Source organism: Deltaproteobacteria bacterium, assembly GCA_016874735.1.
Lineage (GTDB): Bacteria > Bdellovibrionota_B > Oligoflexia > Oligoflexales > CAIYRB01 > CAIYRB01.
The window spans coordinates 1-22,761 of sequence record VGTI01000021.1 but is presented as its reverse complement, the minus strand read 5'-3'; the positions used below and the strand labels follow the sequence as shown (position 1 = coordinate 22,761).

The following is a 22,761-nucleotide window of genomic DNA, read 5'->3' as shown; positions in this document are numbered from 1 at the left end:
CTAATTGGCATTGACAGAGCCGACACTGATCTCACTCCCGGAGCGGCTCGCGCAAAAGCCTTGCCCGCTGGTTGAAGCGCCCGCACTAATTTTAGCGGCCCAGTCGGCGCTGGGTTTGAGCGTGGGGTTACTGCCTGAGGTGTCGCCGACAAGGTTCCAGGTTTGTGTGATCTTGGACCCGTTGGTATTCAGCTGGAGCGACCAGGAATTGGTGGTGGCGTTGCCGCGATTTTCGATGACGATGTCGGCACAGTAGCCGTCCTGCCAACTAGACTTCACTTTAATGGTCGCAACCAGATTGCCGGAACCACCGCTGACTGACGGCGTCGGTGCGGTGCTCGCTCCGCGCACCTTGCACGATCCGCCGTTGGGGCCGCCGAGATCAGGCTGCCAACCAAAGCCGCCGCCTGTGTTGCTACCGTTGGTACAGAAGGGATAAAACTTGCCGTCCGAGGCAACTTCGCCATCGACATTTTCCGATGCCTTAGTAGACGATTGCGTAACGATACCCACTGGGGTCGCGTCGTCGACGCGCTGATAGTAAACACTGATGTTGTCGTCACGCTGATGCATGCGCTCCCAGGCCGCTTGCGCAATATCGAAAGCCGGGCCACCTTGGCACGCTCCGCCTACATTAGATTTATGATTTTTAGGACAGGCATCTGTGATCATGAGTACGATTTCAGGAGCATCGGCGCGGCAGTTATCGCCGCATTTAATTTTGACCTTACGGCCGCAGATCTTTTTATCCTGCATAATCCGCGTACATTCGGGGATCCCCGTAGCGGGGTTGGCGGGACACTCCTCACCGTCCCATATCTCTGGGTCACCAAAGGTATCGCTCGGGGCGATATACCATTCGTTCACGCCTTGAAGGCCCATGCAGGCGAAGTTGCCTGGTCCAGGACCGTTGCGCCAATCTTTGTTACCACCGAAATAGGTGGTCTTAACCAGTCTATCGGCGTAGCCCTTCGGCTTGGAGCCGCCATGCGCGTTGGCTAGTTCACTGCTGTGTGACCGCTGTTTAGGCATGCAGCCGACCACGGTGGTTGCGAGTAGGGCTAATGACATTATAATCATCGACGTGTGTTTCATGTTGAGATTCCACGAGGCTAAAAAATCATTCAGTGGCGCCTGAGCATTAATCGTGCCATGCCTTATTGTAGCAAAATATCGATTAGTTTAGGATGCTTAGTCATTACGGCATGCGCGATATTGTGTTTATAAACTAGACACAGTTGATCAGCGGACGCTCGCTTTTCAAAAATTTCAGCGCGCGAGAAAGCGGCCACCAGCCTTGAAGGCCATCGCAGCAAAAACTGGTGCTGCGGCCACATCGAACGAGTAATGCACATGCTGCGCAAGTAGCATGCCCGCCACGGCTACGGCAATAACGCGAACGGCTAGGCGCCACGGTGGACCGAAGTAAAAAGATAGGAGCCAGATAGCCGACACATGGCCGGAAAAGAAGAGATCTTTAGTGACGATCTGGTCAAAAATCAGAACATCATTCACCGGGTCGTTCAGCAAAATCATGGACTGGGGCGGTTCCAGCGGTACCAGCCAGATAGCCGCGATGCGCATGAGTTCGAGTAGGGAATAGCTTACGGTTACATGGGTTAGGCGCGGTATGTCGCGTGCTAGCGCCGCGACACAGACGATCACGGTGCCCCAGGTGAGGGCAAAAAGCGGCAGACTTAGAGACACGGGCTGCCACAACTGGAGCAGCGGGTCAGGGAATACATGACCCTGGCGCCTTTGGAACGCGCCCATGGACTTACTGAAAACCAAAACGGTTAGGCTAAAAAACAGGAGCGCCGTCAGCAGCCTGGGTAGCGGCCTACGCAGATCCAGCAAAAGACTTTGACGATACGCCATCTTGCCTGCCATCCGGTGGTTACCATTAACCGCTGTATCGGCAATTGTGATTACTGGCTTGAGAAAATCATTAAAATCCCAGGCTTTATTTTAAACAATTATCCATAACTATTAGAAAGTTGCACGGTTGGTCTTGACAAAAGGTAGAAATCGGCAATCTGCCTGTGCTACACTGCGCCTGCATTCGCTGCTGACGTCGTCTGCCAGTCCGCACAAAGGTCCAATCAAATATGCACCATACGAGCTACGACTCTGTCATGACCAAGCCGGTATTTTTTGCTGCTAACCGCAAGCGTGGGCGCATTTTAGGAGCCACCGTAGGCGGGATTCTTGGCCTGATGGCTGGTCTATTGGTCTGTTCGGTTTTATCTTTAGTCCAAGCGCCCAAAACGGCTGTACCGCCGACTGTTGCGGTGGCAGCTCCGGTGATCAGTGGCCCTCTTAAAGTCGCCGGCTCCAAGGGCGCTAAGCTCGCGCCTAAACAGCTGGCCCTGCTCATTGAGGGTGGGCCCAACGACGAGACAACTCCGCATGTGCTCGATATCCTGGCCCGCTTCAAGGTACCAGCCACGTTTGTACCCAAGGGCCACCAGGCGCTGACCGAGTCCGACCTAGTCCGGCGGATTTTCGCCGAGGGGCATGAAATCGGCCAGTCGCGCCGACCCGCGACGATCAAGGCTGCCAATCTAGCCGATTATCTAGACGCTAAATCCACCTTACGGATTGTCGAAGCGGTGACCGGCCACAGTACCAGGTTGCAAGTCGACACGGCTAACGCGCCGATGAGCCAGCTGCAGCTGCAGCCGGTAGTGGGCGCAGCCGATCCGAATGGCGAATATATCGTTGCCACCGGCGAGAGCCGGCGCATGACGCTCGATAGACTCGGACTCGACCGCTCTTGTGTCGAGGTGCAGGCAGCCAAGGGTGGTTTTGTCCTCGTGCTGACAGAGCGTGCTGGTGAGCAGCTCGCAACTATTCTGCCCCAGTTGATCAGTGACATGCGTGGGCGCGGCTACTCTTTCACGACACTGTCCGGCTTGCTGGGTAAACACCGAGAAGACGTAATGCCAGTCGTCAGCTCATGGCTCGACCGTCTTTATGCTAAAGGTAATCGTTTGGTGCTCAAGATGGTGAGCATTGGTAGCAGTGGCGACACCTGGCACGACATCCTAGAATGGACCTTCGCCGTGGGTGCGTTTTTGGCGATGGTACGGACCGTCTTTATGGTGTCGTTTGCGCTGTTGCAGCATCGTCGCAACAAGCGGACTGAGGCACTGGTTGGTGACAAGCAGCAGGATTGGGGTAAGGTCAGCGTGATGATCCCGGCCTACAATGAGGTGTTGGCGATCACCAATGTTATCTCGCACGTTCTCGCCAGCAAGTATCGCAATCTCGAAATCATCATGATTGACGATGGGTCTACCGACGATACTTTTGCTGTCGCCAGTGCGGCATACGGCAATCATCCGCAAGTGCGTCTACTGCGCAAGCCCAATGGCGGCAAGGCCTCGGCCCTCAATTACGGCCTGCGCTTTGCGACGGGTGACTTTATCGTCAGTATCGATGGGGACACGCTCATGCAGCCGGACACAATAGGCGAGCTGCTGTTCAAATTTGTCGATCCACGCGTCGCGGCTGTCGCTGGATGTGTCAAGGTAGCCAACCCGCGCAATCTCCTGACGCGGTGGCAAGAAGTTGAGTACATGATCGGTCAGAACCTGGACCGCCAAGCGCTCGAATACGTCAACGGGATGAACACGGTCCCCGGTGCCCTCGGTGCCTTCAGGCGCGAAATCATCAAAGAGGTCGGTGGCTACCAGCCTGATACTCTGGCCGAGGACACAGACATTACGATCCGCATTCTCCGTCGCGGCTACCATGTAGCCTACGCCCCCAAAGCCATTGCCTGGACCGAAGCGCCGGAGACGATCAAGCAGCTTTTACGCCAGAGATTTAGGTGGTCCTACGGTGCGTTGCAAACGGTGTGGAAGCATCGTGGCGCACTTTTAGACTGGAAATGTCCTGGCTTTGCTTGGTTCACGCTACCTCAGGTCTTGATCTTTCAGCTCCTCCTGCCATTTCTGGTGCCGCTTGCCGATATCGTCTTGATTGCCAGCATCGCCGGTGGCGCGGGCTGGGACGTCGTGCTTTACGGCCTCATGTTCTTGGCCATAGATTGCGCGGCCGCTGGGGTTGCCCTGGTGCTGGCTGGGGAGGGAAAACGTCTACCTTACTTAAGCGGCATGTTAGTGACGCAAAAGTTTGGTTACCGGTACTTTGTCTTCGTACCACTATTCAAAGCTTTTGTAGCCGCCATGCACGGACGTGCAGTGGGCTGGGGGCATCTGCAACGCCTCGGGCGCGTTAGTCAAGCTGCGCCAGCTAGCTAAACATGACCGATTTAGGTCGTCGGTGTCGTTACCGCCTTATTGTTTGAAGGGGCGGTAGATGGCACTAGCCGCTAGGTCCAGGAAACTCCAATTCGCTGCAGCCGCCGCTTCGCCCAGTTTGAGTGCGGCCGACGGCGGGTTGGTCGCATCAGCTCTAGGAGTGGGTTTCGGTACTGCAGTACCGAAGGTGCCACTCGCTACGTTATTGGCACCGTAGCTAGCATTCCATGTTGGTTGCTCATAGGGAGCAGTGTAGACCATGCTACCTTTCCATCCATTGATGAGAAACAGCATGCGCCCCCCAGCATAGTAGGGACCTTCGGCAGGAGAGTTGATCGCGAGGTCCTGATCGACGATCTGAATGTATTGGTTATCGGGATAGGCTGCAGGCACCCAGTAGTCCACGGTCGACGAAATCCACTGGCAGCCCTTACTGGTTTGTTTGTTGTCGCCAGTGGCGGTGTAAAGGCATCCCATGGCGCCATCGCCGTCTTTGGTTGTGGTTGTTGGTTTTTCAGCTGCTTCGCCTTCTGTCAGAGTCAGCGCTGCAGGGGCCGCTGCGACACCTGGAACCGGAATTTGTCCATCGCCTATGCGCGCGATGTTGACCGTGCGGGTCACCAAACTCGTGCTGTTACCTTTGATGAGCGTGGCGTTAATCATCACGGAGAGATTGAAGATCTCTGACAGACATTCAGCCGGTTTGGCATAGGCCTGCGCGTTGGCCACTGAAGCGCCGTCAAAGCGCTTTAAATCAGCACCGGGGCAGATGCCCTCGTGGAGGAAATTGAGCGTGGCCTTAGTAATCTTCAGCGATGCAAAGTCCGGATCAGCCTGAAAGCAGCTCACGAGATTTGCCTCAAAAAACTTGGCAGAAAATTTGTCTTGTTTCACCGTATATTTCTGCTGAGCCATGATCTGGCCCAGGCATCCTTGTGCTTTAACGCTACCAATTGAGGTGCGGTAAAAGTACGAATGCAGGCTGACTATGGACACGATGTCAGAACTGCTGGTTGACCGGTAGTTGCCTGGACCACGTAAGACTTGTGCGGGGATGAAGCCCTGCAGTGCGGCTGCAGTCGGCGCCTCCTCACCCGTGTCGGTTTCATCAGGGCCGGTTTGCTCGCTGTAGGCGGTCACGCCGCTACTGACTTCGGGACCACCCTTCTTTTTGTTCTTATCGCAGTGGGCTGCGGATGTGGCAGCCACGATGATGACTAGTGCGCGCGCGAGCATTTTCATGGACTTACCTCTAATCCATTAAATCGATGCGTGCTTATCGGCGCATTAGCCGAAAAACTTTAGATGTTTAGTGATTTGTGTAGATAATTTCAAATGCTGAGGGCGCTGGGATAGCCAACGCGACAATTTTCGAATCCGAAGCTCTGCCTCCCCGATAAATAGTGGCGTCAGCCGTCGGCTAAATATCTAAAAAAACTATGTTTATGCCGCGATTGAAAAAAGTCCTCAACTTTTCTCCTAAGGTGCCGAAGGGGTCTATGTAGATTCCGGATTGCCCATGGCGGTCCTATCCGGCTACGGAGGTCAACATGGACTCGATTATGACATTAAAATCGCGAGGTTTAGCGTGTGCCCTGCTAGCTGTGGCACTCGCAACTACGACGGCCTGTCGGTCCAAAATGGACGTCAAAACGGTGGGTTCAACCCTCTCGTCACGGATGAAGAGCGCCAAGTTACCGACTGACACACCGGGTGGTATGAAGCTGCAGGGACTGAAGAAGTTCTTCCAGACCCGAGAGACGATCACGGTGGAAATTGAGAAGGAAGTGATCGAGGGTGCGCCTAAGTTTCTACTCCTCAACGTGACTAAGTCTGGCGACGATGACGGCAAGGCGGTTCAATTGGTGACTGAAGAGGTCCCAGGTGATGGGCTGGGCTTGGTTGACCGCGGCACCCACTCGCTCTTGGCCACGGACGACGGTAAGGTCCGCGTGTCGTTTTACCCGACCAACCCCGCTTGGAAGGAAAAGTTCTTTTACGGGCTGAATAAGATTAAAGTCATAGCCGATGACTTGACGGATCCGCGAATGGCGAGTCTGGAGTTTACGCTGCAGGACTTTGACATCATGGACTTCAGCGTGATGTCGTTCCCCAAAGGAGACGAAGTGGTGAAGCTCGACGACGGGAGTACCTTTGAGGGGTGGCTTAACGTCGTGGGTCCTGCCCAGGCGGTGCACCCGGACGGCACCAGCGCATTGACCGCTGGTATGTTTGATATCGTGAACGGATTCTAAACGGGAATGCTCTACGAGCTCTAAGATCCATGAAAAAAGCCGCGGTGGTAAGTGTCATAAGTGCCACCGCGGCTTTCTCGTGTAGAGAAGTAACTCAGGCCCCGAATTTAGGGCTCTTCTTGGCTGGGCACCAGTGCACGTTTGGGTTGATAGTGCAAGTGATCTGGCAGATCGCTCCGATGAATGGGCATTTACCGTCAGCGCCCTTGTCATTCACGACGCGCAGGGAGATCGACGTGCTTGCCTCGCCGCGAGAGTCGGTAACCTTGACGATGGCGTCGCCGAGGGCTTTCGCCTCCAGAGTACCGTCTTCTTTGACCGCCAAGATATCCGGAGTATCCGAACTATAGGTGTAGATGCCGCTACCGCCAAACGCGGCAAACTTGCCCTTATCGCCAAGCGTAAACGTATGAGCCGTCGGCACCAGAGTTAGGCTGTGGTTGTGCAGTGCATCGGCTGCCGCGGCAGCGTTAATGCGGCAATTACATGCCGATTCGATTTTCACCTTTTCGCCAGTAGTCTGGAGCAACGCTTTGGCTTCGGCCGGTCCAAGGGTGCCGTCGTATTGAGACTTAAGTAGGGCGACAAGTCCCGCAACCAATGGCGTGGCCATCGAGGTCCCGGAGAGCGAGCCATGCTGGTCACCAGGTAAGGTGCTGATGATGTCATCGCCAGGTGCCGCGAGCGCAACTTTGGTGCGGCCGTAGTTGGACCAGTAGGGCTTGCCGTCACCGGAGTTAGATGCGGCTACAGCAATCACGTTAGGTAGGCGTGCGTTGCTAGGAAAAGAATTGGTGCGGTCGTTGTTAGCGCCCTCGTTACCAGCAGCGGCGACAAAGACGATGCCGGCATCGTTAAGACGACCGATAGCTTCGATCAATGGTTGTGCCTGGCTCTCGCTGACGCTGGCGCCCCAGCTAGCGCTGACGACGTCCACCTTCTTGGCAACGGCATAGTCGATAGCTCTGATGGCATTAAGCAAGTCGCCCTGGCCGTTTTCATCAAGAAAACGCAGCGGCATGATGGAGACGTGCGGCGTGATGCCGATGGTGCCGCCCTCGATGCCGCGGGCGCCGATGATGCCTGAGCAATGAGTACCGTGACCAGGGTTGCCACCGATCCCAACGATATCCTGCGGGTCATCGTTGTTTTCGATGAAGTTGTAGCCAGGCACCATATTGTCTTTAAGATTGCTGTGCGTGTAGTCGGCGCCAGTGTCTATTACGGCAACCGTCACTTGGCGTGACCCCTTGCCAATAGACCACGCGCCGGCGGCGTTGACCTTATCTAGCGCCCATTGGCGCTGGGCATCAGTGATGCCGCTTCGTTCACCGATGGTGCCAATGCTATGGAGTTTAAAATCCTCGACGACATACTCAACATCAGGACGCGCGAGTAATCTTGTTATTGTTTTGGCCTCGTCGGCTAAACTCTCGGTCGTGCCTAGATCGACCTTGATGAGCCCCGCGCGCGCATAGCTATCCTTGACTTCGCCACCCTCAAAAAAGGCGAAACTAGCGGCTGTGCTAGCACTAGTATCCGACTTAAACTTGACGATGTAGTCCTTGGCATAGGCCTGTGTGGCACTGAATACTGTGGCGACTACAAATGCGATCCGTGAACCGAGGTATCTAGTCACTAGTGGCCTCCTTGCCAAAAATTAGATACTGAAGCGGCAACCTTAGGTGTCACCGCTGATTCGACTCCGAAACCGAGGAATTGTTGGAATTTGATAAAAAAAGATATGACTCAGAATATCTGAGTGTGAAAATTATGTAAATAAATTCTTATTACCTAAGAGGCGGCAGCGTCTTGGACCTAGCGCGCAAACCCCTGGCGTAGGGTTCCGCGGTAATGGACGCATGGCAGCACTGCAGTCCCTGGTAGTAAGAGCGTACCGGGAGAAAGGACGGCATTGCAGCCGGTCTGGGCTTTGTCACCCATGATGGCACCAAACTTTTGCAGCTCGCTACTGACCCACTGATCGGTAACGGGATCCTTAACTTTGATCACGGACCGCCGCAAGGGCAGATTGGCCAGCTTGGTACCTGCTCCCAAGTTGGTGTCGCGCCCGAGAATGCTGTCGCCTACGTAAGCGAAATGGCCAGCCTTAGCGTGATCGAAAAAGATGGATCCCTTAACCTCGGTCGTGTGCCCGACGACAGCCTTGGCACCTATGTAAACTTGCCCTCGAATGTAAGCTCCGTGGCGCACTTCCGCTCCCGGTCCTATGTAGCACGGACCCTGAATAAAGGCCGTGGGCTCGACGACGGCACCCTCGTCGATATAGACGCGACCTTGCACGTAGGCCCCAGGACTGACGTTGCCGTGAATCTTTGGTTCTGTACCAACACCGAGATCGTCGAGTAACTGCTCAACCCAGACGCCTAGGGCCTTGCCAACATAGGCGAAGGCATTAGTTTCGAGGAGACGGCTGCCGTGCGTGCAAGCCGCCAAATCGACAAATGATGAGAGCGCAATTTGGCCAGTCGTCATACGTGTAAGGTGCCTCAATCGGAATCCACTGCCTAAAGCCTCGGCAAAAAATGCCGAAGGGTGACATAGGGAACGGTGCGACTTTTGCCTGCCGGAGGAGCAGGCCGGTACGGCAATCTATACCAGGAAGGTGAAGAAAGCCATCTACTCGGGAAGGGCTCTGCATGTTTGATGCAAACCGATTTAAAAAGTCAGTAAAGGAGTGGATGCGCGCGCATCCAGACGGGACGGAAGCTGATCTTGCCGATTACTGTGAAGAGCTAATTCCTCCTGCACAGTTTACCGCCAATCAGTGGCTCGTCGAGCAAACGGTGAGCTGGTACCGTTACGTCCTCGCGCAGCGACGTCGTGAATACGATGGCACAGACTTTGAGGATGAAGAGGCGAGCGTCTAACGCTCAGTCAGTCCGCCATGTAAAAGTTTGCCCCCCAAGCAACTGCTTTGCCAGGGACGTACCGTCCTTTTCAGGTCTTCTGCTTAAAGCTTCGACTGAAGGCTACTTTCCGCCTCTCAGGTCCTCAGATGCGGCTGCGTCAGCACGCGAATCCTTTGAAACTCATGCTCGTCAATGAAGTCCAAAGCATCCATATCCTCAAAGCCCAAATCGTTGAGCCAGTCTACATTTTGCATTTCGGGCAGGGGTGACGCGACCTCCAACCCATCGTCGGTCTCGTAGAACTCGTAGGCTTCGAAGATCAGGCCGGATTTGGACATGCGGTAATAATGATAGCCATCGCCATTGACGACTGCCCCGTCACGAGAATCGCCGGTCCAATATTCCCTAACAAAAATAACGTCTTGAGTGGTTTCCATTGTACACCTCGCAGAGCCCACAGTTGCGAGTCCCATTCACGGCTATACCCACTTATCGGTACAAAGCGGCAACAGTTTAAACGGCTCTCGATTATTGTCAGGGATTTATTTTAACTATCCGAAATAAATAAATAAAACGCATAGTCCGGCGCAACCTCAGTAGAGCCATTTGCCAAAACGACTAAACCTGAACACTGGCAACGTAGCCTCACGCGGCGTGTAGACGCTCCAGATCACAAACAGAGCCTTGCCACGGACGTAATCCAGGGGAACCTGGCCCCAGACCCGAGAGTCGGTCGAATTGTCGCGGTTGTCACCGATGCAGAACACCGACCCCTCAGGCACCTTATAAGGTGCCATGGCAGGTGACGGCCAGTTGCTGTGATTGAAGTGACGCGCTTGCGCGACGTTTTGCATCACGTAGTGCTCGGTGCCGAAGAGGTTCTCCTTGTAGAGGAGTTTGATGTCTTTTTGGTCGTCGATATCGTCGAGCACGGCGCGGTCGTCAATGACCCCGGTGCGTGCCTGCGGCTCATCGTTGACATAGAGAATGTCATCTACAATTTTGACCTCGTCGCCTCCCACTGCGACCACACGCTTGACGTAATCGACATCCGGATCGCGAGGGTATTTGAAGACGATGATGTCGCCCCGTTTTGGCGTACCCCAATGGCCCAAAGTGATCTCGGTAAAGGGGACCTTGAGGTTATAGGCAAGCTTGAAAGCGAGCAGGCGGTCGCCCACCTTGATGGTCGGCTCCATCGAAGCGGTCGGCACATGGTAGGGCGATGCTATCGACCAGCGTAGCGCCAGAATGACTACCAGGAGGACACCTAAGCTGCGTAAATTGTCAAAACTGAAAAAACCCGGCTTAGCGCTGAGATGTTGCGGTAGGGGGGTGGCGTCACTACCTGGGCTAAGCTCCTGGACATTACTTGGCGTGGTCGACATCGGCTGTTGCGGCTCCGCTGACAGTGTTTAAGAAGTCTTTTGATATACCACAGTTGCTACGATGTCACCCGCGAATTCCTGGGCCTCAAGCCGACCCAGGCTCCTGCCGATAGGCAGATGATAGGAGGCATCTGTGCGGCGATTGATATGCAAACTCTGCACCCTGGTCGGCGGCTGGATTGGCGCTGGGCCAGACGTTGGTATGGCTTACACCGCTAATAAAGTCTGGTTTGAATTCCTAGCCACCGGCCGCTACCGCGTTAACGTCGTCTACACCGTTCCCGAACTCAAGGAGCTCAGGGAGTCCCACGTCGAGTTCGTCAAGAAGTCTGAAGCCGAGGCACTCTACTGGGACCTGGTCAAAGGTGCAGATTTTTTCCCGCCCCAGGCCACCGAGCGGCGCTTTAGTCAGCAGCCGCTCAGTCCCGAGCCGTGGTAGCGATGAAATGGGTACAATATGGGTACAGTTTAGATTTTGGCAGCCGTGCCCAAGGCCACATCGGACACCGTAGCGCCCACGCGGCTGATAACATCGCTGGCCAAAGTGGCGGCAATACGGCCAGCGACATCCAGCGACTTGCCGGATGTGAAGCCGTACAGGAAACCAGCCGCAAACATGTCACCGGCGGCCGTCGTGTCAACCACCTGGGTGGGCACGGGGTGTATGCGATGTTGCTCACGGCCCTTCTGGACGAGAGCGCCGTCGGCTCCCAGTTTGACGACGGCGATAGCACCAGTCGCTGCAATGCGCTCAGCTGCGTCCTCTGCCGAAGTACCGTAAAGTAGTTTGGCCTCCTCCCGATTGGCGAAAACAATGTCAGCGTGGTCCTTGATCACGCTCACAAAGGCGTCGCGGCTGCGCTCCACGGCAAAGGGGTCAGCAACGTCAAAAGAGACCAGGGTGTCATGTGTCTTAGCGGTAGCAATAGCCTGCGTGATAGCTGTCTTTTGGTCATCAGTGTCCCACTGGTAGCCGCAGAAGTGGAGGACGCGTGCGTGCTCGATCTCCTTGTGTGGGACTTCGGCGTGACCGTAAAGACGGCTCGCCCCAAGGTGCGTGTTCATCGTGCGCTCACCATCGGGCGTAATCAGAATGACGCAGGAGCCCGTTGGCTCCCCGCTCTTGCCGAGGTGCGCCTTGATGCCGAGTTGATGCATGCGAGCCGAAATCTTTTCGCCAAAGCTATCGGGACCAACCATGCCGGCAAAGGCGGTGCGCTTTTCAAGCTGAGCCAGAGTGCGGATCGCATTCATGGCTGACCCACCAAGCTCGACGGCATGAGGACGATCTTTAAAGTGGTGCAGAACCTCGGCCTGACGCGGACCGTCAACCAGATGCATGACGCCCTTACGGAGGCCCAACTCGACCAGGTCAGCGTCATCGACATGAATCAAAATGTCCACAAGTGCATTACAAATACCGACCACGTCCAGATTTTTCATGGCGCTCACTCCGCATAAAAAGCCATTTGAGCCGGTTAATGTACCGAGCAATGCCCTACTTGTCACCGGCGAGTTGTTAGACGGCCCGTGGTAAGGTCGCGGATGGCGGCGTGCTCAACCTTTTTTCGCGGTCCAGGAGCAGTAGCATACCAGCACCAGCAATGGGCAGATTGGGATTACCAGCGGCAACGCCCATGATCTCGATTTGATTGGCGCCGTGATTCGTCAGCGTTGCGAGTGGTAGCTGGTAGGCCCGTATTTCGGCCGCGATGGCTGGTAAATTGATGTCCCCGGCGCCTGTGAATTCGCAGGTAAGACTCATCAAGATGACGGCCCCGTCACAGCCGAATGTGGCCTCGCTGACCTCAAGATCCAGAATAGGTAGGCGCGTCAGCGCCTGATGCGTGAGTAGCTCGATGAGACGGCGGCCGTTGCCAGTGAGAGCTAGGCTCTCGTGGAAACTCCGGCCCACCTCGGCCAGTTCCGTCCCGTGCTTGGGCTGCCACTGAGTGACGGCGTGGCCCCACCCAAGGAGATTTTCCGGTCGCATCGTCGGAGGCCAGGACCATATGTGCGGCAGAGCGCGGCGCACGATGATCGACTCGAAAAAGTCGGCAAGCCTACATTCGGCCTGCAGTTCAGCCTGCGTCCCAGGGATGGTGTTGGCGCTGCCAACCGACCCAACCGGACCGATCCTATAGACTCTGGCTAACGACGAGAGCGTCCTAAGCTGATCGTCAGTTAACGGTATCGATAGATCGTGCAGAACAATATGCTCAGACTTTTCGTCGGGGCTTGCACTGAGCTTAACGAGTAATTCATCGACGGAATTAATGACGTCGGCTTTGGCCCCAACGGGAGCCGAAAAACCGCGCAGACGCCTGAGACTGACCTCCTTAGAGGTCGTCAGAAGCTTTATTTCTAAATTTCTGCGCAGTGAAAGTTGCAAAGTCGCGTGCTCTCCCATCGTCCCGGCGGTTCTCCCGGGTCGTCGTCTTTGCATCGGTGGGTTGGGGAAAAATGTTAGTTATAGCCTAGGGATACTCCCCGGATCCAAGAGGCGGTGCCGGCCTAGTTGGCTATCATCACTGGAGGTGGTTACGCGTTTTTGCTCATTTGCAAAAAGCGCTCACCGTAATTCCAGGCCGAATATAGTGAGATTAGGAGGCCAATCCAGAGTGATACCATCCCGATCTCGCGGAACGGGATACCCCAGAGCGGTTGATTGATCATCAGGCAGAAGATGGCCCACAGGAGCACCAGAGTCTTCAGTTTGCCAAACTCGCTAACCTCAATGCGCATGTGCTTTTCCAGCGCCATGAGACGGATGCCATTGACGCCAATATCGCGGCATACAAGAAGCCCAGCGAGTAGGGCTGGCACGGCGCCAGAGTTGGCCAACAACACCAAACTAGCCGCAACCAGCATCTTGTCAGCAATGGGATCTAGCAGGGCACCAAGTGGCGTGACATTACTGTACTTTCGCGCTAAATAGCCATCAAGCAGGTCGGTAGTTGCCGCCAGAGCAAAAAGCACGGCGCAGGGAATGTGCAGCGTATTGGTCAGCGGATAGAGCCCCAGCAGCAACGGAATCACCAGGATTCTAGCGATCGTCAGCTTGTTTGGCAGGTGCTTAAGCCATTGACCAGTAGCAGAAATAGTCGACATATCAACCTTTGTAATCAGGTAACGCTAGACCAATTTGGCTGTGCTGCGTACGAATGTCAACCAACTGCTGCTGGGTCCGGCTATAGTCCGACCACTATTGTGGACGGTGAATCTTGAACGAGGCTAGTGAGGTACCGTGGAAAGCTTTACAGAGAATCTGATCATCGGTTCGGGCATCGCTGGTCTGACGCTTGCTCTCAAGTTGGCGCGGCAGCAGCGTGTCACCGTGATTGCTAAGGGCGGTCTGACGGAGAGTAACACCTGGTGGGCGCAAGGCGGCATAGCAAGCGTTCTCGATGAGTCGGACTCATTCGAGCGCCACATCGACGATACTCTGGTCGCAGGAGCCGGTCTGTGCCGCCGCGATGTGGTCGCACTGGTCGTCAACTCGGGTCCGCGTCTAATCCGGGAACTCATTAATTGGGGGGTCCCATTCTCAGCCGATGATGGTGGGGTCGGGCAATATCACTTGACACAAGAGGGCGGACACTCGCACCGCCGCGTGATTCACGTCGACGATTCTACGGGTAGGGGCGTCCTAGCGACCATGATCGAGAGGGCAAAAGCCGAGCCGAATATCACCATCATCGAAAACGCCATGGCTGTCGACCTGCTGACCACCGACAAGTACGCACCTGATTTTGCGCAAAATCGTTGTCTAGGCGCCTACGTCCTCGACCGCGGCAATCAGGAAATTGCGACGATTCGCAGCCGCAACACCTTTCTCTGCACAGGTGGACACGGCAAAGTGTACCTCTACACGTCCAACCCGGACGCCGCGACAGGTGATGGCCTAGCCATGGGGTGGAGGGCTGGCTGTAGGGTAGCCAATTTAGAATTCATGCAATTTCATCCGACCTGCCTTTATCATCCCCAAGCCAAGAACTTCTTGATCTCGGAGGCGGTGCGCGGAGAGGGCGGCAAGTTAAAAAATCGGCGTGGCATCGAATTCATGCGCGACTATCACCCGCTGGCCGAGCTAGCGCCTCGCGACATCGTGGCGCGTGCCATCGACAGCGAGCTAAAGCAGACGGGCGAAACGAACGTCTACCTCGATGTTCGTCATTTGGGCGAAGCCTTTATTCTGCGGCACTTCCCGACGATTCATGCCACTTGTAAAAAATTCGGCATCGACATGGTGACCGACATGATCCCGGTGGTTCCGGCCGCGCATTATAGCTGCGGCGGCATTGTCACCGACAGTTACGGACGCACAGGGGTTACGGGACTCTATGCGCTCGGGGAGACGGCCTGCACGGGGCTGCACGGCGCCAATCGTCTGGCTTCGAATAGCCTACTCGAGGCCTTGGTGTTCGCCGATCGCGTGGCCGAGGATGTACTAGGTCAGACTTACGATCCGACCGTGAGTGAGTTGACGTCGATTCATGTGCCAGCCTGGCATCCCCAGGGCACAGCGCCGGCGGATGAACTGGTGGTGCTCTCCCATGTGTGGGACGAAATCAGACGCCTGATGTGGCACTACGTTGGTATTGTCCGCAGCGATAAGCGGCTTAAAAGAGCGCTCAGTCGCATCAATGCCCTGCGCGACGAGCTCGACACCTACTACTGGGACTACCGTGTCACAGATGCCCTGCTAGAGGTCCGCAACCTGGCGCTGGTAGCGGCCTTGACGATCCGCTGTGCGATCGCGCGGAAGGAGTCGCGCGGCATTCATTTCAATATCGACTGCCCAGAACCCAGAGATCTCGAGTGGTGCAAGGACACGGTGATGAGGTGATTTTTTGCACTTTACCCTTCCTATGTGGATCGCCTCGGGTCATCATAAAAGGGGAGGGCTAGGGTCACCATGGTGAGCTTTTGGCGGAGTTTAAGGCGACCTAGGCAGCAAGGCTACAAGTTGGCCAAGCTCGTAGACTCGCGCCAACTGGAGCGCTGTGACCTGGGTGGGGTTCATATCGTCTGTGATATCGATAAAACCTACCTGGAAACGGAATTCGAGAGCGTCATCAGGATGGCGCGGATCGCCTTCGAGGACGCCACTGACAAAGTGACGGTAACAGGAGCCTCAGAGGTCTTGCAGTTAGCTAGATGGGGGCAATACGATGCGCCGCTCCCAGAGGCCGGGGGATTTCCGCGTTGCCTCCATTTTGTGTCCTCATCGCCGCCGCAACTTAGGTCAGTCCTGACTGAGAAGATGATGCTCGATGGACTGGACTGGAGCTCGGACACCTTTAAGGACCAAGCTTACAATTTGATGATGGGGCGGATGGACCTTTTGCGGCAGCATGTCGCTTATAAGTCTCTCGCCATCTTAAATCTGTTAGCTGGTGCCGGACCAGGCGCGCAATTCGTGCTCATTGGCGACAACGCGGAGCAAGATGCCTACATCTACTCTGGCATCAAACTACTTGCCGACGGGCAATTGAGTCCTTCGGGCTACCGTCGCTACTTGGAGCACGCCGGCGTCGAACCGGAGGTGGCAGCTGATCTGGCGCAAGGTCTGCCTTTAAAAAATGGCGCAAAAGTCGTCGCCGTTTTGATTAGAAATGTGCCCGGCTATCAGCTACCGGAATCTGCGCCGCTAAGTGGCATCGTGCAGCAATTTGACAACTTTTATCAAGCCGCCTTGCTCCTCATGCAAATTGGCATCGTTCCCGAAGAATGCCTCTGGCAACTCACACGCCATTTTCACAACCAGCACGGGATGACCCAGTCACAGCTGATTGTCATGTTAAAGGCACTGGTCGACAAAGTTGGGGCTGACTGTGCACTCGGTGTGGCGGGTACGCAGGCCATCGAGCGTTTACATGCTGATGAGGCCGTGCGGCCGGAGTTGGCGGAAACCTTCGCTCACAGTCTAAACTGCGACGGCGGTGCCTTAAGTCTCCAATCGGAGTCAGCGCTTATCCAATGTGCCAAGCGGTGGCAAGAGGCCCTAAGCGCGGCACGGTAACGGCGTGGCTCGCCTTGTCAACGCAAATTATTGAGTAGGTTGAGTGCTTGAGTTGAATTGATGTTACTCTGCGCAAGCATGGCTGTACTGGCTTGCAGTCTGATGCGTGACTCAGTCAAGGCCGCTGCCTGTTCTGCATAGTCGACGTCAGCAATGGATGATTTCGCGGCCGCAATGTTCTCTTGGTAAACATCGATAAAATCCACGGCCCGGTTGAGTCGGGTCTGAATAGAGCCGAAAAGAGCACGATGCGAGGCCAGACGATTCAAGGCCTCGTCGTAAACTGTGGCAAATTGATCGCTATCCTCCGGCTCCAACATTTCCTGCGCGTCGTCCAGGCTGACACCGTCTTCGTCGACGCCGCCAAGGATGTCAGCCGCTGATCTAAGACCAAGTCCCGAAGTAGTTGCTACGATTGATTTTAATTCGTTAAACTCAATGACGTTTAGATCAGTGCCCTTATCGCCCTGATTGCCAGAGCGACTCGGATCACCTACCCGTAGTACAAGTCGTTCAGGGACTTTATCCGAAATCCCGTTGAGTAGTGGAATACCATTAAACTCGGTGGTCTCAGCGATCCGGTTGATCTCGTCGTGGAGTGCCTGATACTCAATAAAAAGGAAGGCGCGATCGCGGTCGCTGAGCGTCGTACTGGCTGCCGAGATATTTATTTCCTTGAGGCGCTGAATAACATTACTGACTTCAGACAAGCTCGCCTCGCCCGTTTGGATCAGGTTGATCGCCGTGTTAACGTTTCGCTTGGCGGCCGAAAGTCCGCGTAACTTAAATTCGAGGCCTTCAGCTAGGGCGCGTTCAGACGGTCTGGGTTCGTTCGAGGTAAAGATCGTTCCTGAGCTCAGACGCTCAAATGCGTCAGACACATCGCGTTGCGCGTCACTGAGGTGACGCTCAAGGCGCAGCTCTAACGAACGATCTTTAATGTTGAACGACAATTCAAACCTCGTTACTGATCGTCAACGTTGGCTTCAGCTTATCCAAATGCAGGGTCGGCTCGTTACGAATAATATGAAAGGCCTGTTTAGGCGTTACCGCCGGCTCATCGCTGGTCAAGACTTCTCCCAAGGCACGCAGGCTGCTCGCTTTCGGAGTGGCGCTCCGCGCCGCAACTGTGGCGCCCTCAATAAGGCTTTCGCAGTGCGCAAGCGAGTGATACTGACGTGATAAGATCCGCGACACGCGGTCCATACTCGCCGCTGCATGACGAATTTCGCTACCGATTTTGGCACTGGTTTCCGTGCAGACCTGCTGCGTCTTCGATAGAGTGTCCGTATTAGCATTGATGGTGACACATTCTTTTTGCGTGGTTGCTAAAGTGTCTACCAATTGCTCGAGTTCGCGTTCGATGATGGTGACGTCGTCGATCATTCTCGTGACAATGCCGCTACTCCCCGTGTGAGCACTGCCGAGGTTCTGCAGCGAATGAACGGCGTCGCCCACAGTCATGTGACCGCTGCTGAGCCGGCCCGACGCCTCGACAGCCTCTGACTGGATGGTCATGAGTAGAGATGTAATGGTCCGCGTAGCGGCACTGGCGCGTACCGCTAGTTTCCGAACTTCGTCTGCCACGACAGCGAAGCCTTGGCCTTCCTCTCCGGCACGCGCCGCTTCAATTGATGCATTGAGTGCCAGGAGATTCGTTTGCTCGGCGATATCGTCGATAACGCCAATGATGCTGACGATTTCTTTGGCACGATCGGAGAGACTCGTGACTAACGAAGCGGCATTCTTGACCTCGCTGCGACAATTCGTTAGCGCTTGGTCAGTCTCTTTAATCAGGTCGTCTGTTGACCGCGAGCGATCTTCGAGGTCTCTTATGTGCATGGAAACGACGTCAATCCTACCGGCTAGAGCGGCCTCTAGTTTGAGCGTATCCTTGAAGGAGAGCATCATCGACGAAGTAGCCTTGCGCAGACTGCGCACGGTCTCGAGGCCACGGTCCTGCAGCTGCCGGATATGCCAGAGTTGCGTGCCGATGGCATACCATTCCCCGCGGGCTGATGCTGTCTGGTTCGCATAATCTTGGCACTGCTGTTTGACGCCGCATAACCGCCGATTAGCTTCCAGGAGTGCATTGGCGGCATCACACAGAGCTGGACTGGTAGCAGTTTCGGGAGTGTAGTTGTCACCAGCGCTCGGATCAAAAAGCCGCACATCATCGACCGTCGAGTCCAAGGTCGTCTTTTCTAGACTCTTCTGGCTATTTGTTGCATGGCTTTGCCGCGCTCGCTGGGCGTCTGACTTTAATCGGTGGCGCGACGTCCAGATCAGAAACTGCGAGAGCACCGTAGCAAGAAGGATCAAGCCATTAATCCCGATCAGCACCTGGACGACCAGGCGCGGAACTAAGACCGTGACGTTTAGATAGTTGAGAAATTCGTCGACTGTCGTGCGCACCGATTCGCTCGTGGCGAGTGTAAAGTTTTGTGGCAGTGCTGCCAGGCGCTCCGCCAAGGAACGGAACTCGCTAGAGCGACCAAGTCCTAACCAGTCGATACTGGCGACGTCGGCCAATAGACAGAGGCATCCGGCCGCCAATAGGGATGTGGTGATCCCCGTGGCGGTAAGGGCGGCGGTTGGGACTACGGACTGCTTGTCCCCCTGCCTGTGACCTACGTCCATGCGATTTCCTCCGAGGTGAGAATGCTCCCCCCGGCGTATCGGTTCCCCAGTGATCAACTTAAGATGCTGTAACTCCAGCTTATTTTTCTTAAACAACGAACGCTTTACTAAAGCGCTGCGTATTCAGTTGTTTAGCGCGCAGGTCGGCATGGACGCGAGGCCAGGCTTTATGGTAAGGCCGGCGCTATGCGCATCTTGCTTCTTACCCCACCAATGACCCAACTCAATACCCCGTACCCAGCGACGGCCTACTTGACCGGCTTTCTGCGTGCACGAGGGTACGAGACTCATCAAGCGGATCCAGCCCTGGCATTAGTGCTCAGACTGTTCTCGCGCGACGGGCTTACTAGGGTGGCCGAACTCGCCCGGGCACGCCTCAGCTCCGGATCAAAATCTGGCGGCAAGAAACGGTCGAAGCCTGCGGAGCTTTCGGAGCCTTCGGTAGCGGTGCGCCATTTCTTAGACAACCTTCCCGATTACTTGCGGACCGTTGAGCCAGTCGTGCGGTTTCTCCAAGGGGGCGATCCCACCCTAGCCATGCGCATAGCGGGTGGTGACTTCTTGCCCGAGGGGCCGCGTATGCAGGCGGCCTTAGCGCAGTTCGCCCCTGGTGACGGTGCCTACGGAGACGGACATGCAGATGCTCTCGCTTGGGCCTTTGGTGCACTTGGCGTCCAAGATCGCGCTAAGCATCTGGCGACGCTTTATCTCGACGACCTGGCCGATGTCATCCATGATGGTGTGGACGAGCATTTCACCTTGTCTCGCTACGGAGAGAAGCTAGCCGCCAGTGTGCCAACTTTTGACCCTCTAGCGGCAGCTCTGACAGCAGCTCCGACGCTAGTTGATGAGTTGTTGCGTGAGATTACGGTAGAGTTATTTCAACAGCACAAGCCGACTGTGGTCGGTCTCACCGTCCCGTTCCCCGGCAACGTCTACGGTGGTCTCCGCATTGCTGAGACCCTACGCCAACTGGATCCATCCATTCAGATCATCATGGGCGGTGGGTACGTTAACACGGAACTGCGCTCCCTGTCCGATCCGAGAATCTTTGATTACGTCGACTTCATAACCCTCGATGATGGTGAGCGTCCGCTACTTTGTCTGCTCGATCATCTGGAGGGAAAGAGAGGCCAAGTACAACTGCTGCGGACCTATGTGAGAGAGCAGGGGCGGGTCGTACTTAAATCATCGCCCATGGAACATGATATTCCGCTGCGCGATACTGGTACCCCCACCTACGACGGGCTACCTGTTGATCGCTATTTGTCACTGCTCGAGATGCTAAATCCGATGCATCGGGTGTGGTCAGACGGGCGCTGGAATAAAATAACCCTGGCCCATGGGTGCTACTGGAAAGCCTGTAATTTTTGCGATACGAGTCTCGATTATATCGGTGTTTATGAAGAACAATCGGCTGAGCTTATTGCTGACCGCATGGTCTCTCTGATCGAGGAGACGGGTCAATCCGGATTTCATTTTGTCGACGAAGCGGCGCCTCCCAAAACATTGCTCGCGCTCTCGGAACGGTTGCTAGCCCGCGACATTACTTGTACGTGGTGGGGCAATGTCCGGTTTGAAAAAACGTTTGCGCAGCCCCAAGTAGCAGCAAAGCTCCGGGCAGCTGGGTGCGTTGCCGTCAGTGGTGGCCTTGAAGTTGCGTCGGATCGTTTGCTAAAACTCATGAATAAAGGCGTGACGGTCGAGCAAGTGGCCCGGGTCACCCATGCCCTGGCCCAGTCCGGGATTTTAGTGCATGCCTATTTGATGTACGGCTTTCCAACGCAAACAGTTGCGGAGACCGTCGATGCTCTCGAGAGGGTCCGTCAACTATTCGCTGCGGGTTGTCTAACTTCAGCATTTTGGCACCGCTTCTCGGTAACAGCGCATAGCCCCATCGGACGCGATCCAGAAAAATTCGGCATCAATCTCCTACCCATGCCGCATGTCACCTTCGCTCACAATGATCTCGACTTCCACGATCCAACCGGAGTCGATCACGATGCACTAGGCATCGCCCTGCGCAAGGCCGTCTACAACTTTATGCACGGGGTAGGGTTGGACGAGGATGTCCGGTTCTGGTTTGATTTTTCCGTTCCGAAGGCTTCAGTCCCACGCAATCTTGTGCGTCGTGCGCTCGCGCCCAAACGCAGTCAGCGAGTATAGACATGAGGCTCTCTCAGGTTAGTCCAGAAAACCATGATCTTCTGAGTAAGGTCAAACACCCGGGCTTCACCCCGGGAGCGCGCGACATCGATCAACTCTGCCTACTCCTCGGAGTGGTGGAGGAGCCCGAGGCGACGTTCGTCGCGCGGGCCCTATTGCGTGCAGGGGCTGCCGCTGTGGCCGCAGTCGTGCGTCACCTAAGTGCAAGCGTGAGGCCGGCAAGATCGAGATTGACGGAGTTGGCTGGCAAACTACTAGCACAGCACGAAGACCCAGTCCTGCGCGCCCTTATCTTCAGCCTGCTCGGTGATAAGGATTTCAAGGCTAAGTTGAATGCGATAGCAGCGCTTGGTCGACTACCTGGACCAGAGAGTGAGGCGGCGTTGCTACGCCTACTTGCCACCCCAGGTCAGCGTGATGAGGTAAAAAAAGCGGTTATCCGCGCACTCGCCAAAGTGGGGCGCGAAGATGCCGCACGCCATATGGAATCTGTCAGTAGCGATGCTTTTCAGGGACTCGCAGCAAAAGCTCAGTTGATCATTCAACGCGAGGTCAAGCGGCAGGAAGGCGGCCGCATACGGGGCGATCTTCAACTACCGAGCGCCGTACCTGTATGGCTGCGGTGTCGTCGCGGTCTAGAAGATTTGCTTGTTGCAGAAGCACGGGAAAAAGGTTGGCTCGATGCGTCTAAGGTAGGTGAGGGTATCGTTCAGATAAGTCACGACGGGAATTTAGATAAACTCTGGGGCTGCCGTATAAGCATTACTTTTAGTTTACCAGTACCGTTTATGACGCCTGATGGATCTTTGGCGGCGCTAGCGACTACGCTGGGAGCCAAACCTGTGATCGCCCTCCTCAGTGCGTTGACAGATGGTCCCGTTCGTTACCGCTTGCAGCTGCCTCAGTTAAGCAATGCAGCCAAGTGGCAGGCCGTTAAGATGCTGTCCGATGCTGTTCCAGAGTTAGTGAACGATCCCCGTAGCAGCTTGTGGGAGATTGGTCAGTGTCAGGTAGGAGGCCGCTGGTTTCTCGATCTGCGACCTAAGGCGCTAGCGGACCCACGCTTTAGCTACCGCCTGAGTGACGTCCCGGCAGCATCACACCCATCCATTGCTGCCGCTTTGGCACGCCTCGCGGCGGTCGGAC

The 22,761-nt window shown here is 55.5% G+C and carries 20 protein-coding genes; 8 read left to right on the top strand and 12 right to left on the bottom strand.

Going from position 1 to position 22,761, the window contains the following annotated elements; all coding sequences use genetic code 11:
- Both FJ146_10285 and FJ146_10280 read right to left on the bottom strand, forming a co-directional pair.
- Window positions 1-1,095, bottom strand: coding sequence for a hypothetical protein (locus FJ146_10285; GenBank protein ID MBM4252347.1), 1,095 nt, complete (start codon window positions 1,093-1,095; stop codon window positions 1-3).
- Between the two features lie 174 nt (window positions 1,096-1,269).
- Entirely contained in the window at window positions 1,270-1,890 is a 621-nt protein-coding gene (locus tag FJ146_10280; protein ID MBM4252346.1) for a hypothetical protein, read from the bottom strand.
- A gap of 218 nt (window positions 1,891-2,108) precedes the next feature.
- Here FJ146_10280 and FJ146_10275 point away from each other — a divergent pair, with 218 nt between their 5' ends.
- Entirely contained in the window at window positions 2,109-4,268 is a 2,160-nt protein-coding gene (locus tag FJ146_10275) for a glycosyltransferase (GenBank protein ID MBM4252345.1), read from the top strand.
- A 36-nt stretch (window positions 4,269-4,304) separates the two neighbouring features.
- Here FJ146_10275 and FJ146_10270 read toward each other — a convergent pair whose 3' ends face one another.
- Window positions 4,305-5,510 carry a hypothetical protein gene (locus tag FJ146_10270; GenBank protein MBM4252344.1) on the bottom strand — a complete coding sequence of 402 codons (1,206 nt, stop codon included), beginning with the start codon at window positions 5,508-5,510 and terminating at the stop codon, window positions 4,305-4,307.
- 308 nt (window positions 5,511-5,818) lie between these two features.
- Here FJ146_10270 and FJ146_10265 point away from each other — a divergent pair, with 308 nt between their 5' ends.
- On the top strand, window positions 5,819-6,523 hold the full coding sequence (locus tag FJ146_10265) for a hypothetical protein (GenBank protein ID MBM4252343.1): 705 nt from the start codon (window positions 5,819-5,821) through the stop codon (window positions 6,521-6,523).
- 94 nt (window positions 6,524-6,617) lie between these two features.
- Here the strand turns inward: FJ146_10265 and FJ146_10260 are convergent, their stop codons facing one another.
- Together FJ146_10260 and FJ146_10255 are read right to left on the bottom strand one after the other, a co-directional pair.
- Window positions 6,618-8,180, bottom strand: coding sequence for a protease (locus FJ146_10260; GenBank protein ID MBM4252342.1), 1,563 nt, complete (start codon window positions 8,178-8,180; stop codon window positions 6,618-6,620).
- A 161-nt stretch (window positions 8,181-8,341) separates the two neighbouring features.
- Window positions 8,342-9,019: a glucose-1-phosphate thymidylyltransferase gene (locus tag FJ146_10255; GenBank protein ID MBM4252341.1), complete on the bottom strand. Its 678-nt coding sequence runs from the start codon at window positions 9,017-9,019 to the stop codon at window positions 8,342-8,344.
- 164 nt (window positions 9,020-9,183) lie between these two features.
- Between FJ146_10255 and FJ146_10250 the strand changes: the two genes are divergently transcribed.
- A complete protein-coding gene (locus FJ146_10250; GenBank protein MBM4252340.1) occupies window positions 9,184-9,414 on the top strand; it encodes a hypothetical protein in 231 nt (76 codons plus the stop codon).
- A 116-nt stretch (window positions 9,415-9,530) separates the two neighbouring features.
- Here the strand turns inward: FJ146_10250 and FJ146_10245 are convergent, their stop codons facing one another.
- Together FJ146_10245 and lepB are read right to left on the bottom strand one after the other, a co-directional pair.
- Complete coding sequence (locus FJ146_10245; GenBank protein MBM4252339.1) at window positions 9,531-9,833, bottom strand: hypothetical protein; 303 nt, start codon at window positions 9,831-9,833, stop codon at window positions 9,531-9,533.
- Window positions 9,834-9,989: 156 nt separating this feature from the next.
- Window positions 9,990-10,784 carry a signal peptidase I gene (gene lepB / locus FJ146_10240; GenBank protein ID MBM4252338.1) on the bottom strand — a complete coding sequence of 265 codons (795 nt, stop codon included), beginning with the start codon at window positions 10,782-10,784 and terminating at the stop codon, window positions 9,990-9,992.
- A 133-nt stretch (window positions 10,785-10,917) separates the two neighbouring features.
- Here lepB and FJ146_10235 point away from each other — a divergent pair, with 133 nt between their 5' ends.
- Window positions 10,918-11,223 carry a hypothetical protein gene (locus tag FJ146_10235; GenBank protein ID MBM4252337.1) on the top strand — a complete coding sequence of 102 codons (306 nt, stop codon included), beginning with the start codon at window positions 10,918-10,920 and terminating at the stop codon, window positions 11,221-11,223.
- A 29-nt stretch (window positions 11,224-11,252) separates the two neighbouring features.
- Here FJ146_10235 and FJ146_10230 read toward each other — a convergent pair whose 3' ends face one another.
- The 3 genes from FJ146_10230 to pgsA form a co-directional block, all read right to left on the bottom strand.
- On the bottom strand, window positions 11,253-12,227 hold the full coding sequence (locus tag FJ146_10230) for an adenosine kinase (GenBank protein MBM4252336.1): 975 nt from the start codon (window positions 12,225-12,227) through the stop codon (window positions 11,253-11,255).
- 76 nt (window positions 12,228-12,303) lie between these two features.
- A complete protein-coding gene (locus tag FJ146_10225; GenBank protein ID MBM4252335.1) occupies window positions 12,304-13,176 on the bottom strand; it encodes a hypothetical protein in 873 nt (290 codons plus the stop codon).
- Window positions 13,177-13,325: 149 nt separating this feature from the next.
- Window positions 13,326-13,895, bottom strand: coding sequence for a CDP-diacylglycerol--glycerol-3-phosphate 3-phosphatidyltransferase (pgsA, locus tag FJ146_10220; protein ID MBM4252334.1), 570 nt, complete (start codon window positions 13,893-13,895; stop codon window positions 13,326-13,328).
- Between the two features lie 136 nt (window positions 13,896-14,031).
- Between pgsA and nadB the strand changes: the two genes are divergently transcribed.
- Window positions 14,032-15,633: an L-aspartate oxidase gene (gene nadB / locus FJ146_10215; protein ID MBM4252333.1), complete on the top strand. Its 1,602-nt coding sequence runs from the start codon at window positions 14,032-14,034 to the stop codon at window positions 15,631-15,633.
- Window positions 15,634-15,702: 69 nt separating this feature from the next.
- On the top strand, window positions 15,703-16,809 hold the full coding sequence (locus tag FJ146_10210; protein ID MBM4252332.1) for a DUF2183 domain-containing protein: 1,107 nt from the start codon (window positions 15,703-15,705) through the stop codon (window positions 16,807-16,809).
- A 17-nt stretch (window positions 16,810-16,826) separates the two neighbouring features.
- Here FJ146_10210 and FJ146_10205 read toward each other — a convergent pair whose 3' ends face one another.
- The gene (locus FJ146_10205; protein MBM4252331.1) at window positions 16,827-17,762 is read right to left on the bottom strand and encodes a hypothetical protein; all 936 of its coding nucleotides are present in this window, start codon (window positions 17,760-17,762) and stop codon (window positions 16,827-16,829) included.
- Between the two features lies 1 nt (window position 17,763).
- The gene (locus tag FJ146_10200) at window positions 17,764-19,449 is read right to left on the bottom strand and encodes a hypothetical protein (GenBank protein MBM4252330.1); all 1,686 of its coding nucleotides are present in this window, start codon (window positions 19,447-19,449) and stop codon (window positions 17,764-17,766) included.
- A gap of 186 nt (window positions 19,450-19,635) precedes the next feature.
- On the opposite strand from FJ146_10200, the gene FJ146_10195 reads away from it, so the two are divergent.
- Window positions 19,636-21,615, top strand: a complete 1,980-nt coding sequence (locus tag FJ146_10195) for a radical SAM protein (protein MBM4252329.1) — start codon at window positions 19,636-19,638, stop codon at window positions 21,613-21,615.
- Window positions 21,616-21,617: 2 nt separating this feature from the next.
- Window positions 21,618-22,761, top strand: a 1,144-nt coding sequence (locus FJ146_10190) for a hypothetical protein (protein ID MBM4252328.1), incomplete at its 3' end; no start/stop codon positions are given.

Bases quoted from the DNA above. Each gene is read 5' to 3' on its own strand.
- FJ146_10285 (MBM4252347.1), bottom strand. From the start codon at position 1,095: ATGAAACACACGTCGATGATTATAATGTCATTAGCCCTACTCGCAACC.
- FJ146_10280 (MBM4252346.1), bottom strand. From the start codon at position 1,890: ATGGCAGGCAAGATGGCGTATCGTCAAAGTCTTTTGCTGGATCTGCGT.
- FJ146_10275 (MBM4252345.1), top strand. From the start codon at position 2,109: ATGCACCATACGAGCTACGACTCTGTCATGACCAAGCCGGTATTTTTT.
- FJ146_10270 (MBM4252344.1), bottom strand. From the start codon at position 5,510: ATGAAAATGCTCGCGCGCGCACTAGTCATCATCGTGGCTGCCACATCC.
- FJ146_10265 (MBM4252343.1), top strand. From the start codon at position 5,819: ATGGACTCGATTATGACATTAAAATCGCGAGGTTTAGCGTGTGCCCTG.
- FJ146_10255 (MBM4252341.1), bottom strand. From the start codon at position 9,019: ATGACGACTGGCCAAATTGCGCTCTCATCATTTGTCGATTTGGCGGCT.
- FJ146_10250 (MBM4252340.1), top strand. From the start codon at position 9,184: ATGTTTGATGCAAACCGATTTAAAAAGTCAGTAAAGGAGTGGATGCGC.
- FJ146_10245 (MBM4252339.1), bottom strand. From the start codon at position 9,833: ATGGAAACCACTCAAGACGTTATTTTTGTTAGGGAATATTGGACCGGC.
- lepB (MBM4252338.1), bottom strand. From the start codon at position 10,784: ATGTCGACCACGCCAAGTAATGTCCAGGAGCTTAGCCCAGGTAGTGAC.
- FJ146_10230 (MBM4252336.1), bottom strand. From the start codon at position 12,227: ATGAAAAATCTGGACGTGGTCGGTATTTGTAATGCACTTGTGGACATT.
- pgsA (MBM4252334.1), bottom strand. From the start codon at position 13,895: ATGTCGACTATTTCTGCTACTGGTCAATGGCTTAAGCACCTGCCAAAC.
- FJ146_10210 (MBM4252332.1), top strand. From the start codon at position 15,703: ATGGTGAGCTTTTGGCGGAGTTTAAGGCGACCTAGGCAGCAAGGCTAC.
- FJ146_10200 (MBM4252330.1), bottom strand. From the start codon at position 19,449: ATGGACGTAGGTCACAGGCAGGGGGACAAGCAGTCCGTAGTCCCAACC.
- FJ146_10195 (MBM4252329.1), top strand. From the start codon at position 19,636: ATGCGCATCTTGCTTCTTACCCCACCAATGACCCAACTCAATACCCCG.